Below are 13165 nucleotides of genomic sequence, written 5' to 3' on the forward strand. Positions count from 1 at the left end.
GTTTCGGCGCCGGGCCGCCCCAAGCCGGAACACGCCCCCCCGGGGGGCAGCGAACCACACGCAGTGGGGAGCGTGGGGGCAACATCTGCCTGGCCCTACCCGCGCTGGATTGCACACCGCGGCGCCGGCAAGCTGGCGCCTGAAAACACGCTGGCCGCCTTCCAGCTCGGCGCGCGTCACGGTTACCGCATGTTCGAATGCGACGTGAAGCTCAGCGCAGACGATGTGCCTTTTTTGCTTCACGACGCGACGCTGGAGCGCACCACCAACGGCACCGGCGTGGCCGGCGACCAGCCGTGGCACGCCCTCGCCGCGCTCGATGCCGGCAGCTGGCATTCCACAGGCTATGCACGCGAACCCTTGCCCACCTTGGAGTCGATTGCCGGCTGGTGCCGCGAGCAGGGGCACTTGCTGAACATCGAGATCAAGCCCTCGCCGGGACTGGCGGCGCGCACCGGGCAGCACGTGGCCGACATGGCAGCTCGGCTGTGGCAAGGCGCTGCCGTGCCTCCGCTGCTGACCTCCTTCGAGCCAGAGGCTCTGGCCGCTGCCGCTTCGGCACAACCTCAGTTACCGCGCGGATTGCTGCTGCACAAATTGCCGCCAGATTGGTTGGGTATCGCCACAGCGCTGCGCTGCGTGGCCATCGTGTGCCACCACCCGCTCTGGACTGCCGATACCGTTGCGCAGGCAAAAAACGCGGGTTTCAGGTTGCTGAGCTACACCGTAAATGAAGCCGCCGATGTGCAGCGGCTGCTTGATTTGGACATTGACGGCATCATCACCGACCGGGTGGATGTGTTCCGGCCGGATCGCTGAACTCCCCGGCGCAGGCCAGGGCCAGGAGGCGAATCAGCGTTTCCAGCCGCGAAGCAGCAGCCACTGGCTCAGTGCCGCGCCGCCTGCGAGTGCGGCGTAGGTCAGCAATTTGCCGTCTCGCCCGAACACCAGCAACCCGGCCACCAGAATCACCAGACCGGTCAGAAAGGTGACGGCCAGTTGGGACCGCATCGACGGCACCATGGATCGCTTGGCCCCCAAAAAACCCGGCATCAATCGCGTTGCCAGAACCAGCAGCAACGCCACCATGGCCGCAGGTGCCACAAAGTTCAGCAGGTGATTGAGAAGAAGGTAGGCGGTCATGAACAGTGCCGGAGTGAGCGGTAGCGGCCTGCAGAAAGTCCTGCTTTGGCGTAGGGAAAACTATCAGAAGTCATTGACAGAGCCCAAACCCGCAACGGCAGATCAATTTTATAATGAGGCATGTCAGTATGGGCCTTCGGGCTAAACCATCACACGGCGCCGCTCGATCTGCGCGGGCGTTTTGCCTATGCGGTAGACCAGATCGTACCGACCTTGCGGGGCTTGCGCGAGTCGCTGGTGCGCCAGCCTGAAGCCACGCTGCTATCCACCTGCAACCGCACCGAAATCTATTGCGCCGGCGAGCACAACGATCTGGAGCAAACCCTGCACTGGCTGGCCCAGAACGGTGGCGTGCACATCGACGTGCTCCGCTCCCACGCCTACACCCTGCATGACGACCAGGCCGCACGGCACGCTTTCCGCGTGGCCAGTGGCCTCGATTCCATGGTGCTCGGCGAGCCGCAGATCCTGGGTCAGATGAAGGAAGCCGTGCGTGCCGCAGAAGATGCTGGCGCCATGGGTACCACGCTACACCAGCTGTTCCAGCGCTCCTTTGCGGTGGCCAAGGAAGTTCGCACCAGCACCGAAATCGGCGCCCACAGCATCAGCATGGCCGCAGCCAGCGTGCGGCTGGCCGGACAGCTGTTTGAAGACCTCGGCGACATCAAGGTGCTGTTCGTCGGCGCCGGCGAGATGATCGAGCTGGCCGCCACACATTTCGCCGCCAAAAACCCCAAGTCCATGGCGATTGCCAACCGCACACTGGAGCGCGGTGAAAAGCTGGCCGGCCGTTTCGGTGCCGAAGTGATGCGCCTGGCCGACCTGCCCGACCGGCTGCATGAGTTCGACGCCATCATCAGCTGCACCGCCAGCACCCTGCCCATCATCGGCCTGGGTGCCGTGGAGCGTGCGGTAAAGCGCCGCAAGCACCGCCCGATGTTCATGGTCGACCTTGCAGTGCCGCGTGACATCGAGCCCGAGGTCAAGGCGCTGCCGGATATTTACCTTTACACCGTCGACGATCTGGCCCAGGTGGTGCAGACCGGCAAGGACAACCGCCAAGCGGCAGTGGCGCAGGCTGAAGTCATCATCGACGCCGGTGTACAGAACTTCATGCACTGGCTGGACCAACGGCGCACCGTGCCCCTGATCCAGCAGCTCAATGCGCAGGCCGATGAATGGCGGGCACTGGAAATCAGCCGCGCCAAAAAGCTGTTGGCCAAAGGTGAAAGCATCGACTCGGTGCTCGAAGCCCTGACCCGCGGCCTGACTCAAAAGATGATGCATGGCGCGATGGCCGAGCTGCATGCCAGCGACGCCACCACACACGACGCCACAGCACAGGCCGTGTCACGGCTGTTCCTGCGCGGGCAGACTCCCAAGGTGCGCCCCACCGCGCCTGCGCCGCAGGACGGCAAAGAACATTAGCGCCCGGGCAAACGCGCAAACGCGTGATTTGCCCCTCGCCCGTCCCCGCAAGCCGCGCGGGACTACGCCATTGCCACCTTGCCGTGGCTCCCCCGTTGAAGTTTCCCGAGCCCCACCCGAGCCATGAAGCCTTTTCTTCGCCAGACCCTGGAGCGCCAGCTGCTCCGCCTGCATGAGCTGGACGCCCTGCTCTCAGCCAGCGACGTGGTGAGCGACCTTGACCGCTTCCGCGCGCTCACCCGTGAGCATGCCGAGGCCAGCGTGGTGGCCGAACACTACCGCCGCCTCACCAGCCGCGAGGCCGATCTGGCCAGCGCCGAAGGCATGCTGCTCGACGCGCGCAACGACCCCGAGATGGCCGCCATGGCCGAGGAAGAGATCGCCGCCGCCAAAACCGACATCGTGCAGCTCGACGAAGCCCTGCAGCTGATGCTGATTCCCAAAGACCCGGACGACGCGCGAGCCGCCTTCGTGGAAATCCGCGCCGGCACCGGTGGTGACGAGTCAGCGCTTTTTGCAGGCGACCTGTGCCGCATGTACACCCGCTACGCCGAACGCAGTCGCTGGCAGGTCGAGATCATCAGCGAATCGCCCAGCGAGCTAGGGGGCTACAAGGAAGTGGTGCTGCGCATCGACGGACCGGTCGATGTCACCGGCGTGGGCGTGTACGGCAAGCTGCGCTTCGAGTCTGGCGGCCACCGCGTGCAGCGGGTGCCTGCCACCGAGACCCAGGGGCGCATCCACACCAGCGCCTGCACCGTGGCCGTGCTGTCCGAGCCCGACGAGGCGGTAGCCATCCAGATCAACCCGGCCGACCTGCGCATCGACACCTACCGCGCCAGCGGTGCGGGTGGCCAGCACATCAACAAGACCGACTCGGCAGTGCGCATCACGCACATCCCGACCGGCATCGTGGCCGAATGTCAGGACGACCGCAGCCAGCACCGCAACAAGGCCAAGGCGCTACAGGTGCTGTCGGCCCGCATCGTCGAAAAAGACCGTGCCGAGCGCGCCGCTAAAGACGCCGCCACGCGCAAGGGGCTAGTCGGCAGCGGCGACCGCAGCGACCGCATCCGCACCTACAACTTCCCGCAGGGCCGCCTCACCGACCACCGCATTAACCTCACCCTCTACAAACTGCTGGCCGTGATGGAAGGTGACCTCGGTGATGTGGTGACCGCCCTACAGGTCGCGCGCGGTGCCGAGCAACTGGCGGATCTGGAAAGCGCCAGCCAGGGCGTGTGAGCGGCATCACCCCATGATGAACCAGCCCACGCTTTCGCAAGCGCTGACATCCGCCCAGACGCTCGGGCTGGACCGGCTGGACGCGCAGCTGCTTCTGCTGCACACACTCGGCAAGTCCGCAGACGAGCGCGCATGGCTGCTGGCCCACGACACCGACCTGCTCGCTGACGAACAAGCCGCCCGCTACCAGACCCTCTGTCTGCGCCGGGCCCAAGGCGAGCCGGTGGCCTATCTCGTCGGACACAAGGAATTCTTCGGCCTTGATCTGCAGGTGGACCCACGGGTGCTGGTGCCCCGCCCCGACACCGAAACACTGGTGCAATGGGCGCTGGATGTCCTGGCGATCAGTGAGCACACCCCTCCACATGAGGTGCTGGACTTGGGCACTGGCAGCGGCGCGATCGCGCTGGCCATCTGCCACGTGTGCCAGTCCGGCAGTCACCGGGCGCGGGTCGTCGCTGTCGATGCGAGTGCGGATGCCCTGCAGGTCGCCCGCAGCAACGCTACCCGCTTGGGTCTGCCGGTCGAGTTCATGCAGAGCCACTGGCTGAATGAAGTCAGTGGACACTTTCACGTGATCGTCAGTAATCCGCCGTACGTCGCAAGCGGTGACCCTCATCTCGACGCGCTGGTTCACGAGCCCCTGCAAGCCCTGGCGGCGGGGCCGAACGGGCTGGACGACCTGCAAAATATCGTCCAGAACGCCCCCAGGCACCTGCTTGCAGGCGGCTGGCTGTTGCTGGAGCACGGCCACGACCAGGCCACAGCCGTGCGCGGGCTGCTGGTCCAGCAGGGTTTCATGCAGGTCCAGAGCCGCAAAGACCTGGCCGGCATTGAGCGCTGCAGTGGCGGCCAATGGCCGGGCGGTTAAGCGCCTGGCCCGGCGCAGACACGGCCACTGCAAACGGCGAGATAATCGGGTCGTTGAATTCTGGTTTCCAGAGTCCATGTAATTAACGGTCCTGTGAACACAGGCCCCTTGCGCAGGCCAACGGCCTATCCCCGAAGAATTCCAGAGGATTTCACCATGAGCACCACCGACCCGACCCAGCAACGCATCGCCGACATCGTCAAATCCAGCGATGTCGTCCTGTTCATGAAGGGCACCGCCCAGTTCCCGATGTGCGGTTTTTCAGGCCGGGCCATCCAGTTGCTCAAGGCCTGCGGCGTGACCAAGCCTGCCACGGTCAATGTGCTGGAAGATCCGCAGATCCGCGAAGGCATCAAGGAATTCAGCAACTGGCCGACCATTCCGCAGCTCTACGTCAAGGGCGAATTCATCGGCGGCTCGGACATCATGATGGAGATGTACGAGAACGGTGAACTGCAGCAGGTGCTGGGCGCACCAGCCAACTGAAGGCTCCAGCGGGAGCCGACGGCGCTGGCTGCTCAGCTGGCGTAGCCTTCGCAAGCACCCGCGTTCACGCGACCTTTGCACTCGCGCTTCAGGCGGGTGGCCCGCTCCGAGCGTGTTTCTGCCGAGCCCGGCAGAAACTTGACGCTGCCGGACTTGCCGGATTTCTGCTTTTTGGCAGGCTTGGCCGCCGAAGTGTCAGCGCCACCACCGGCAAGCGTGTTCTGAGCCTGTGCCGATCTGGCAGGCACGCTCCACAAAATGGCAAGCGCCATGCCGACTGCCCATCCCGTGTTCCGGAATTTCATGTTTTTTCCTCCCTCTTGACCACGGCTGGGCCCGATTGCCTGCCGTTTGTTCGCTTTTTTCGTTTGTTCTTGTGGCTCCCTCACGCTCCGCGCGAGAGCCGTGATTCACTGCAATTTGGGGTCGCCGTAGACTTCGTCGTCTGGCGGGGTGTCGGCCGGGAGGCGGAAGCCCTCGCTGGCCCACGCACCGAAGTCGACGCTCTTGCAGCGCTCACTGCAAAAGGGGCGAAACCGGTTGCTGGGGGCGTAAATGCTGGGGCCGCCACAACCCGGACACACCACCTGTTTGACGGGCAGGGGATCTTGGCTCATCTCGGTCTCAATCTCGGCTCAGTCTCAATTTCAATCTGGCGCAGGTCTGCTCGGGAAACTCATCCACTCAAGAGCAGAGCGTCAGCTCAAACGTGGCATCGTCGGTGCTGGCGTGCAGGCGGTCGTCACTTTCATGGCGCATCAGACGCACAGACACCATCAGGCGGTTCCCGCTGATTTCGGGAATCAACCCGAGCCCGGGGTCGATGCGCAGACGCAGCAAATGGAATGTGCGGCCCTGCGGCAGGGTCTGCTGGTATTGCCCGGCAGGCGCCACCACTTTCTGCGGCGCACCGGAATCGCGCAACAGCGTCAACAGCACACGAATGGACTCAGCCAGCGGCACCAGCGGGGCAATCCAGCGCTGCAGGTCCTGCTGGCGAGCGGCGGGTGCATGTTGCTGCCAGGCGAAATAGGCCGGCAAATCAAACTCGCAGGTGCCGCCCGGAATGCCGACGCGGCTGCGAATGCTCATCAGCCAGTCGTTTTCAGTCAGGGAATGACCGGCCTTGCCCGGCAGATTGTTCAGCGCCGCGAAGCAGCCTTCCAGCTGGGCAGTGACTTCGTCCAGCACCGCCTCGGAAATGGCCGGGTTACCGCGATAGCCGTTGAGCACGTGCTTCTGCTTTTCAAGGTCTTTCAGCACATCCGTCTTGAGGTCGGCACGGGCACCCACATCCATGATCTCGAAAATCGTGGTGATCGCAAAGTGATGGTCGGTCGGACTTTCCCTCTCGACCAGCTCACCCAGGCGGTGGAACAGGTGCTCCAGCCGCAAGTAGGTGCGAATGCGTTCGTTGAAAGGATACTCGTACAGGATCACAGGACTTGCTGGGCTCTAAAGGCTAACGGCTACTTGGCTGACGTGGTGAAATCTTTGCGCATCATAGCCCGAAGCACGGCGCCAGCCGACGCACGAGGTCTTGCAGTTCGGGCAGGCTGATGCCGTCGTTATGGATGCAGATATCGGCCGCCGCCAGGCGCTGTGTCCGGCTGGCCTGACTGGCCATGACCCTGTCGGTGGCCTCTGGCGTCCAGCCCGGCCGACCCGACTCACGAGCGGCCACCCGGGCCTTTTGGGTGGCTTCGCTGCAGTCCACCACCAGCACGCGGTGTAGCACGGGCCGCCACCGCAGAGATTCGACCAGCAACGGAATGTCCACCACCACACAGCGCGATCCAGCTTCGGTAGCCCGACGCATCTGCAACTGGATTACCTCGCCAACGACGGGGTGGACGATGGCCTCCAGCCGCTGCCGGGCAGACGGATTGGTGAAAACCAGTTGCCGCATCCGGTCACGGTCCAGCGACCCGTCGGGCGCCATGAAGTCAGCACCGAAGGCTGCGGCAATTGGCGCCATCGCCTGACCGCCTGCGGTTGTGGCCGATCTTGAGATTGCATCGGCGTCAATCAAGGTGGCGCCGCACTCCGACAGCATGGCGGCCACCGTACTCTTGCCACTGCCGATTCCGCCGGTCAATCCGATACAGAGGGGAGACATCGGTGCCGTCGCGCTATGCCTTGCCTCAGAGGCCGATCACACGCAGGATCGTCTGAGGGCCAAAGAACATGGCGGTGAAACCCGCGCCCGCCAGAAAGGGGCCAAAAGGCACATACCCTCCCTCGCGCAATCCATCAGACAGCTTCAGGCCAATGCCCACCAGGGCACCGATCACCGAGGCCATCAGGATGATGGGGACCAGCGCAGACCAGCCAAACCACGCGCCCAGCGCAGCAAACAGCTTGAAGTCGCCATGCCCCATGCCTTCCTTGCCCGTCGCCAGCTTGAACGCCCAGTACACCAGCCACAGTGACAGATAACCCGCCACCGCACCCCACAAGGCCGATGCCAGATTGACAGCAGGATTCCATTGCAGCGCCGCAGCGATCAGTCCGCCCCAGAGCAAGGGCAGGGTGATGTCGTCGGGCAGCAGGGTGGTGTCCCAGTCGATCACGGCCAGAACCAGCAGGGCCGCGCAGAAGGCGGCCCAGGCCACCGTGGTTGGCGTTGATCCCCATCGCCAGGCACAGAACGCGAACAAGGCGCCGGTCAGCAGCTCGATCACCGGGTAGCGCACTCCGAAGCCGGTGCCACACACCGAACAGCGACCGCGCAGCCACAGGTAGCTGAGCACCGGGATGTTTTCATACCATGCGATCAGATGACCACAACTGGAGCAGCGCGAACGCGGCACCAGCAGGTTGAATTTGTCGGCAGGCGCCAACGGCGTTCCGGAGAGATCCGCACACTCTTCGGCCCACTGCCGCTCCATCATCTTCGGCAGACGGTAGATCACCACATTGAGGAAACTGCCGATCAGCAGCCCGAAGAGACCAACCGCGGCAACCAACGCCCAGGGCGGCAGCTCTGCACCACCCCCCATCAAACCACCTGACCCAATTTGAAGATGGGCAGGTACATGGACACCACAATGCCGCCAATCAGGCTGCCAAGAAACACGATGATGATGGGCTCCATCAGGCTGGAGAGACCCGCCACCATTTCATCCACCTCGGCCTCGTAGAAGTCCGCGGCCTTGCCCAGCATGTGGTCCACCGAGCCGGACTCTTCACCGATGGCGCACATCTGAAGCACCATGGTCGGAAACAGGTTGGCGTTGGTCATCGCCGCCGTCAGGCTGGTGCCGGTGGAAACTTCCTGCTGAATTTTTTCTGTGGCATCGGCGTACAGCGAATTACCTGAAGCACCGCCGACAGAGTCTAGCGCTTCGACCAGTGGCACACCTGCAGCAAACATGGTGGACAGGGTGCGAGTCCAGCGGGCGATGCATGACTTCTCGATGAGGGCGCCGAACACCGGTATCTTCAGCATCAGTCGATCCATGAACTTCTGAACCTTCTCGCTGCGCTTCCAGGCTTGCATGAAGAAGTAGAACCCGCCGCCCAGGCCCCCGAAAATAAGCCACCAATACGCCACAAAAAACTCGCTGCACATGATGACGAACATCGTGGGTGCAGGCAGATCAGCACCAAAGGACGAAAAGACGGTCTTGAAGGCAGGAATCACGAAAATCATGATCACCGCAACCACTACAAATGCAACCACCACCACCGAGGTCGGGTACATCAGCGCTGACTTGATCTTCGATTTGATGGCTTCGGTCTTTTCCATGTAGACCGCCAGCCGGTCCAGCAACGACTCCAGAATACCGGCGGCTTCACCGGCTTCGACGAGGTTGCAGTACAGCGCATTGAAATACATGGGGTACTTGCGGAATGCGGCGCTCAGCGACGTCCCCGTCTCCACATCCGTACGCACATCGTTGAGCAGTTTGGTCACGCTCCCGTTGGGGTTGCCACGGCCGACAATGTCGAAAGACTGGAGCAGTGGGACACCGGCCTTCATCATCGTCGCGAGTTGTCGCGTGAAGATCGCAATGTCTTTCGGCCGGATGGCTTTGCCGCCCCGCATGCGGCGCTTCTTGATCTTGCTGGGCGTGACGCCCTGGCGCCTGAGGGCCGCCTTGACCTGGTTTTCCCCAACCGCACGGGTCTCACCTCTGACCTGTTTGCCAGCACGGTCCTTGCCCTCCCACTCGAAGACAAATTCCTTCACGTCCTTGGATGCTGCTGCTGTTGCCATATTGCCTTCTCGTTAACGGGACAGCGATCAATCGTTTGTTGGCGGCTGCAGGAGGCCGGACGAATGAGAAGCCACGCTTGACACTACATGTTGGTGCAACTGAGCACCTCTTCCAGCGAAGTCATTCCGAGTTTAACTTTATAGAGGCCCGATTCGCGCAGGCTGTTGACGCCCTCGGCGCGGGCCTGCTCGGCAATCTCCAGTGCGGTGCCATCACGCAACACAATCCGCTGGATTTCCTCTGTGATCGGCATGACCTGGTAGATGCCGACACGGCCCTTGTAACCGTTTGTGCACATGTTGCATCCAACCGGACGATAAGGGGTCCAGGAGCCATCCACGTCGTCTTCCTTGAAACCGGCTTCGAGCAGGGTCTCCCGGGGAATATCGGCAGGCGCCTTGCAATTCGGACACAGGCGGCGGGCCAGCCGCTGCGCCGTGATCAGGATCACGCTGGACGCAATATTGAAGGGTGCAATACCCATGTTGCGCATGCGCGTGAGCGTGGTTGGCGCGTCGTTGGTGTGCAGCGTCGACATCACCATGTGACCGGTCTGCGCCGCCTTGATCGCAATGTCTGCCGTCTCCAGATCGCGGATCTCACCGACCATGATGATGTCCGGATCCTGCCGCAGGAAAGCCTTGAGCGCGACGGCAAAGGTCATGCCGGCCTTGTCGTTCATGCTGACCTGGTTGACCCCCGGCAAGGTGATCTCGGCCGGGTCTTCCGCCGTGGCGATATTGACGCCCGGCTTGTTGAGAATGTTCAGGCAGGTGTAGAGAGACACCGTCTTGCCGGAGCCCGTCGGGCCGGTGACCAGCACCATGCCGTAAGGCCTCTGGATGGCGGCGAGCAGCCGTTCTTTTTCGGCAGGCTCGTAGCCCAACGCATCGATACCCAGCTTGGCGCTGCTCGGGTCCAGGATACGGATCACGATCTTCTCGCCGTACATCGTGGGCAGGGTGCTGACACGGAAATCGATCACGCGGTCTGGTCCGACCTTGAGCTTCATCTTGCCGTCCTGCGGCACGCGTTTCTCGGAAATATCAAGCTTGGAAATGACCTTGATGCGTGCGGCCAGCTTGTCCTTGATCGCCACCGGCGGCGACGCGATCTCGCGCAGTTCACCGTCCACACGGAAGCGCACGCGGTAGGTGTGCTCAAACGGCTCGAAATGCAGATCCGACGCGCGCATGCTAAACGCATCAAGCAGCATTTTCTGGAGGAACTTGACGACGGGCGCGTCTTCAACCTCGGAAACTGCCGCATCACCGTCGTCAGGCGAAGCGTCCGTCGCGGACTCATCGAACTCGAAGTCGTCACCGATGATGCTTTCCATGGCTTCAGCGGCCGTGGTGTTGGCCGCCTCCACCAGTTTGGAGAGCTTGTCGTATTCCGCAATCACCCAGTCGACGCCCATCTGCGTCGAGAACTTGATTTTCTCGGCGGCCTCCTGGTCGGACGGGTCTGCCGTCGCCACGATCAGCCGGTTGTTACGCTTGCTCAGCACCACGATGCGGTAAGTGGTACAGATCTTGTTGTCCAGCAGCCCCTTGGGCAGACGCTGAACGTCGATGGCTTCGAGGTCCAGCACGGGTGCGGCAAACGCACTGGACATGGTGTGCGCCAGATCAAACGCGGACACCGCGCCCGAGCCGGTCAACTCGGCAATGAAGCTGGTCCGCCCGGTCTGGGCTTTACGAAAAATGTCTTCGGCGGCCTTTTGCCCCAGCTTTCCTGCCACCACCAGCGCTCGTCCGAGGCCAGGCAGCGCTATGGCGGGAGATTGATTGATCGCGGTATCGACAGCAGCCATGGTGAAAGCGTTGACTCAAAGCGCCATCATCGCCTATCGGGCAAGCGGTGTAAATCGAAACTGACCCGACACCAGCCGCAGGTGTGAAAGCCGTCAACAAAAAATATCCGCACCGTCGGAGTCAAAGCGGCCACCACGGGCCCTGACGCTGTGCAATCTGGTCGGGGTGAGAGGATTCGAACCTCCGGCCTCTACGTCCCGAACGTAGCGCTCTACCAGGCTAAGCTACACCCCGATGATCCGACCCTGCAAGGTCAGACGCTGCACATGTTGGCCGTTAAGACGATTGGCGTACCGGCCGGTCACTGATTCGATTGAACTGTTGACCTACGACTTACCAAGGCCCTAGGACACCCAGAACACACAAGACCCCTAAGACCGCCTCTCCAGCAGTTGTGAGGCCAAATCGCGCAGGGCAATACTGTACTGGTTTTGGGGCAACACTTGCAAGGCCTCAAGCGCGCGCGTGGCCTCCTGTGCAGCGGCGTCCCGGGTCGCTCCGAGCGCACCGGTCTGCTGCACGATGGTGATGATTTCCGGCATGCGGTCTGTCCCCCCGGTTTCAATGGCCTCCCGGATGATCTCCTGCTGCTCCGGCGTGCCGCGCTGCATGGCAATGATCAATGGCAGCGTGGCCTTGCCCTCACGGAGGTCGTCGCCCAGGTTTTTTCCCATTTCGGACACATCGCCGTCGTAGTCCAGCACATCGTCAATCACCTGAAATGCCGTTCCCAGCGCCTGCCCATAGTCGGCGCAGCATTGCTCGACGGGCGCCGAAGATCCTGCCAGCAAAGCGGCCAGACGCGCGCTAGCTTCAAACAACCGGGCCGTTTTGGAACGGATCACACGCAAATAATCCGCCTCGGACAGGCCGGCGTCGTGCATGTTCATCAGCTGCAGCACCTCCCCCTCGGCAATCACATTCGTGGCTTCGGCCAGCGTTTGCATGACCCGCATGTCGCCCACCTCGACCATCATTTGGAAGGCACGCGAATAAAGGAAATCACCCACCAGAACGCTGGCAGGGTTGCCAAAAGCCTCATTGGCGGTGGCTCGCCCGCGACGCAGGGTGGACTCGTCCACAACGTCGTCATGCAACAGTGTGGCGGTGTGGATGAACTCGACCACGGCGGCCAGATTGAAGCGCTGCTCGCCGCGGTAACCCAGAACCCCGCACATCAGGAGCAGGAGAGCCGGCCTCAGTCGCTTGCCGCCCGCCGCCACGATGTACTGGGAGACCTGACTGACCAGTGGCACCTCGGACTTCAACCGGAGATCGATCACGGCGTCCATTCCCCGCATGTCGTCGGCAATCAGGGCGAGGGCAGCGGCGGTGCTTGATGAATTGGCAGACAAAAAGGGCATCCAGACGGAGAGTTCGGCCCTGATTATAGAAAAGCAGGTGCAAAACCCGTCGCAGCGCCTTGGATGGCCCCAGCCGACCCCCCGTCCAGTAAAGTCCTGGATGGGGTCGACCGAAGGCAAAACGCAGCAGCCAGACCACACCGGCAGTGGGCGCGGGCGCCCGGACTGGCCAATTCGGACCCAATATGCTAGACTACAAGGCTCTGCGGAAATTCGTCTGCAGAACTCAATTCACGAGGTCTTACATGTACGCGGTCATAAAAACCGGTGGCAAACAATACAAGGTTGCTGCTGGAGAAAAAATTAAAGTAGAACAGATTGCTGCGGACGTAGGCCAAGAGATCGTTATCGACCAGGTTCTGGCTGTCGGAGAAGGCAGCTCTATCACGGTGGGTACGCCCTTGGTTTCCGGCGCAACTGTTACAGCCACTGTGCTGGCTCACGGCAGGCACGACAAAGTGCGCATTTTCAAAATGCGTCGTCGCAAGCACTACCAGAAGCGCCAAGGTCACCGGCAAAACTTCACTGAACTGCAAATCGGCGCCATCGCCGGTTGAACTGGTTCAGCAGCAAAGTACCAGGAGTAAC

General features: G+C 62.2%; 15 protein-coding genes and 1 tRNA gene. 6 read left to right on the forward strand and 10 right to left on the reverse strand.

Annotation, left to right across the window (positions count from 1 at the left end; all coding sequences use genetic code 11):
• Window positions 1-72 precede the first annotated feature (72 nt).
• A complete protein-coding gene (gene ugpQ, locus AAG793_RS09535; RefSeq protein ID WP_341907220.1) occupies window positions 73-819 on the forward strand; it encodes a glycerophosphodiester phosphodiesterase in 747 nt (248 codons plus the stop codon).
• Between the two features lie 33 nt (window positions 820-852).
• On the opposite strand, the gene AAG793_RS09540 is transcribed toward ugpQ, so the two are convergent.
• On the reverse strand, window positions 853-1143 hold the full coding sequence (locus tag AAG793_RS09540; protein ID WP_341907222.1) for a hypothetical protein: 291 nt from the start codon (window positions 1141-1143) through the stop codon (window positions 853-855).
• A 120-nt stretch (window positions 1144-1263) separates the two neighbouring features.
• Between AAG793_RS09540 and hemA the strand changes: the two genes are divergently transcribed.
• From hemA to grxD, 4 genes are all read left to right on the forward strand, one after another.
• Window positions 1264-2571: a glutamyl-tRNA reductase gene (gene hemA / locus AAG793_RS09545; RefSeq protein ID WP_341907226.1), complete on the forward strand. Its 1308-nt coding sequence runs from the start codon at window positions 1264-1266 to the stop codon at window positions 2569-2571.
• A gap of 123 nt (window positions 2572-2694) precedes the next feature.
• A complete protein-coding gene (gene prfA, locus AAG793_RS09550) occupies window positions 2695-3816 on the forward strand; it encodes a peptide chain release factor 1 (RefSeq protein ID WP_341907229.1) in 1122 nt (373 codons plus the stop codon).
• Between the two features lie 16 nt (window positions 3817-3832).
• A complete protein-coding gene (gene prmC, locus AAG793_RS09555) occupies window positions 3833-4687 on the forward strand; it encodes a peptide chain release factor N(5)-glutamine methyltransferase (RefSeq protein ID WP_341907695.1) in 855 nt (284 codons plus the stop codon).
• 156 nt (window positions 4688-4843) lie between these two features.
• Window positions 4844-5173 (forward strand): Grx4 family monothiol glutaredoxin, encoded by a 330-nt coding sequence (gene grxD / locus AAG793_RS09560; RefSeq protein ID WP_341907231.1) that lies wholly within the window; start codon window positions 4844-4846, stop codon window positions 5171-5173.
• A gap of 32 nt (window positions 5174-5205) precedes the next feature.
• Here the strand turns inward: grxD and AAG793_RS09565 are convergent, their stop codons facing one another.
• The 9 genes from AAG793_RS09565 to AAG793_RS09605 form a co-directional block, all read right to left on the reverse strand.
• A complete protein-coding gene (locus AAG793_RS09565; protein ID WP_341907233.1) occupies window positions 5206-5478 on the reverse strand; it encodes a hypothetical protein in 273 nt (90 codons plus the stop codon).
• Between the two features lie 105 nt (window positions 5479-5583).
• Window positions 5584-5790, reverse strand: coding sequence for a DNA gyrase inhibitor YacG (locus AAG793_RS09570; RefSeq protein WP_341907235.1), 207 nt, complete (start codon window positions 5788-5790; stop codon window positions 5584-5586).
• Between the two features lie 67 nt (window positions 5791-5857).
• Window positions 5858-6613 (reverse strand): cell division protein ZapD, encoded by a 756-nt coding sequence (zapD, locus tag AAG793_RS09575; protein ID WP_341907238.1) that lies wholly within the window; start codon window positions 6611-6613, stop codon window positions 5858-5860.
• Window positions 6614-6674: 61 nt separating this feature from the next.
• The gene (gene coaE, locus AAG793_RS09580) at window positions 6675-7292 is read right to left on the reverse strand and encodes a dephospho-CoA kinase (RefSeq protein WP_341907240.1); all 618 of its coding nucleotides are present in this window, start codon (window positions 7290-7292) and stop codon (window positions 6675-6677) included.
• Window positions 7293-7317: 25 nt separating this feature from the next.
• Window positions 7318-8175, reverse strand: coding sequence for an A24 family peptidase (locus tag AAG793_RS09585; protein WP_341907243.1), 858 nt, complete (start codon window positions 8173-8175; stop codon window positions 7318-7320).
• Window positions 8175-9395, reverse strand: coding sequence for a type II secretion system F family protein (locus AAG793_RS09590; protein ID WP_341907246.1), 1221 nt, complete (start codon window positions 9393-9395; stop codon window positions 8175-8177). The genes AAG793_RS09585 and AAG793_RS09590 overlap by 1 nt, the downstream gene beginning before the upstream one ends.
• Window positions 9396-9478: 83 nt before the next feature.
• Window positions 9479-11212, reverse strand: a complete 1734-nt coding sequence (gene pilB / locus AAG793_RS09595; RefSeq protein ID WP_341907248.1) for a type IV-A pilus assembly ATPase PilB — start codon at window positions 11210-11212, stop codon at window positions 9479-9481.
• Between the two features lie 158 nt (window positions 11213-11370).
• Window positions 11371-11447 (reverse strand) — tRNA-Pro (locus AAG793_RS09600).
• Window positions 11448-11584: 137 nt separating this feature from the next.
• A complete protein-coding gene (locus AAG793_RS09605) occupies window positions 11585-12568 on the reverse strand; it encodes a polyprenyl synthetase family protein (protein WP_341907251.1) in 984 nt (327 codons plus the stop codon).
• A 254-nt stretch (window positions 12569-12822) separates the two neighbouring features.
• Between AAG793_RS09605 and rplU the strand changes: the two genes are divergently transcribed.
• On the forward strand, window positions 12823-13134 hold the full coding sequence (gene rplU / locus AAG793_RS09610; protein WP_341907253.1) for a 50S ribosomal protein L21: 312 nt from the start codon (window positions 12823-12825) through the stop codon (window positions 13132-13134).
• Window positions 13135-13165 lie beyond the last annotated feature (31 nt).

This window comes from Polaromonas sp. YR568 (genome assembly GCF_943372955.1).
Classification (GTDB): Bacteria; Pseudomonadota; Gammaproteobacteria; order Burkholderiales; family Burkholderiaceae_C; genus Polaromonas.

Excerpts from the sequence above, each read along its gene's own strand:
- AAG793_RS09540 (WP_341907222.1), bottom strand. The coding sequence starts at position 1,143 with ATGACCGCCTACCTTCTTCTCAATCACCTGCTGAACTTTGTGGCACCT.
- hemA (WP_341907226.1), top strand. The coding sequence starts at position 1,264 with ATGTCAGTATGGGCCTTCGGGCTAAACCATCACACGGCGCCGCTCGAT.
- prfA (WP_341907229.1), top strand. The coding sequence starts at position 2,695 with ATGAAGCCTTTTCTTCGCCAGACCCTGGAGCGCCAGCTGCTCCGCCTG.
- prmC (WP_341907695.1), top strand. The coding sequence starts at position 3,833 with ATGAACCAGCCCACGCTTTCGCAAGCGCTGACATCCGCCCAGACGCTC.
- grxD (WP_341907231.1), top strand. The coding sequence starts at position 4,844 with ATGAGCACCACCGACCCGACCCAGCAACGCATCGCCGACATCGTCAAA.
- AAG793_RS09565 (WP_341907233.1), bottom strand. The coding sequence starts at position 5,478 with ATGAAATTCCGGAACACGGGATGGGCAGTCGGCATGGCGCTTGCCATT.
- AAG793_RS09570 (WP_341907235.1), bottom strand. The coding sequence starts at position 5,790 with ATGAGCCAAGATCCCCTGCCCGTCAAACAGGTGGTGTGTCCGGGTTGT.
- coaE (WP_341907240.1), bottom strand. The coding sequence starts at position 7,292 with ATGTCTCCCCTCTGTATCGGATTGACCGGCGGAATCGGCAGTGGCAAG.
- AAG793_RS09585 (WP_341907243.1), bottom strand. The coding sequence starts at position 8,175 with ATGGGGGGTGGTGCAGAGCTGCCGCCCTGGGCGTTGGTTGCCGCGGTT.
- AAG793_RS09590 (WP_341907246.1), bottom strand. The coding sequence starts at position 9,395 with ATGGCAACAGCAGCAGCATCCAAGGACGTGAAGGAATTTGTCTTCGAG.
- pilB (WP_341907248.1), bottom strand. The coding sequence starts at position 11,212 with ATGGCTGCTGTCGATACCGCGATCAATCAATCTCCCGCCATAGCGCTG.
- rplU (WP_341907253.1), top strand. The coding sequence starts at position 12,823 with ATGTACGCGGTCATAAAAACCGGTGGCAAACAATACAAGGTTGCTGCT.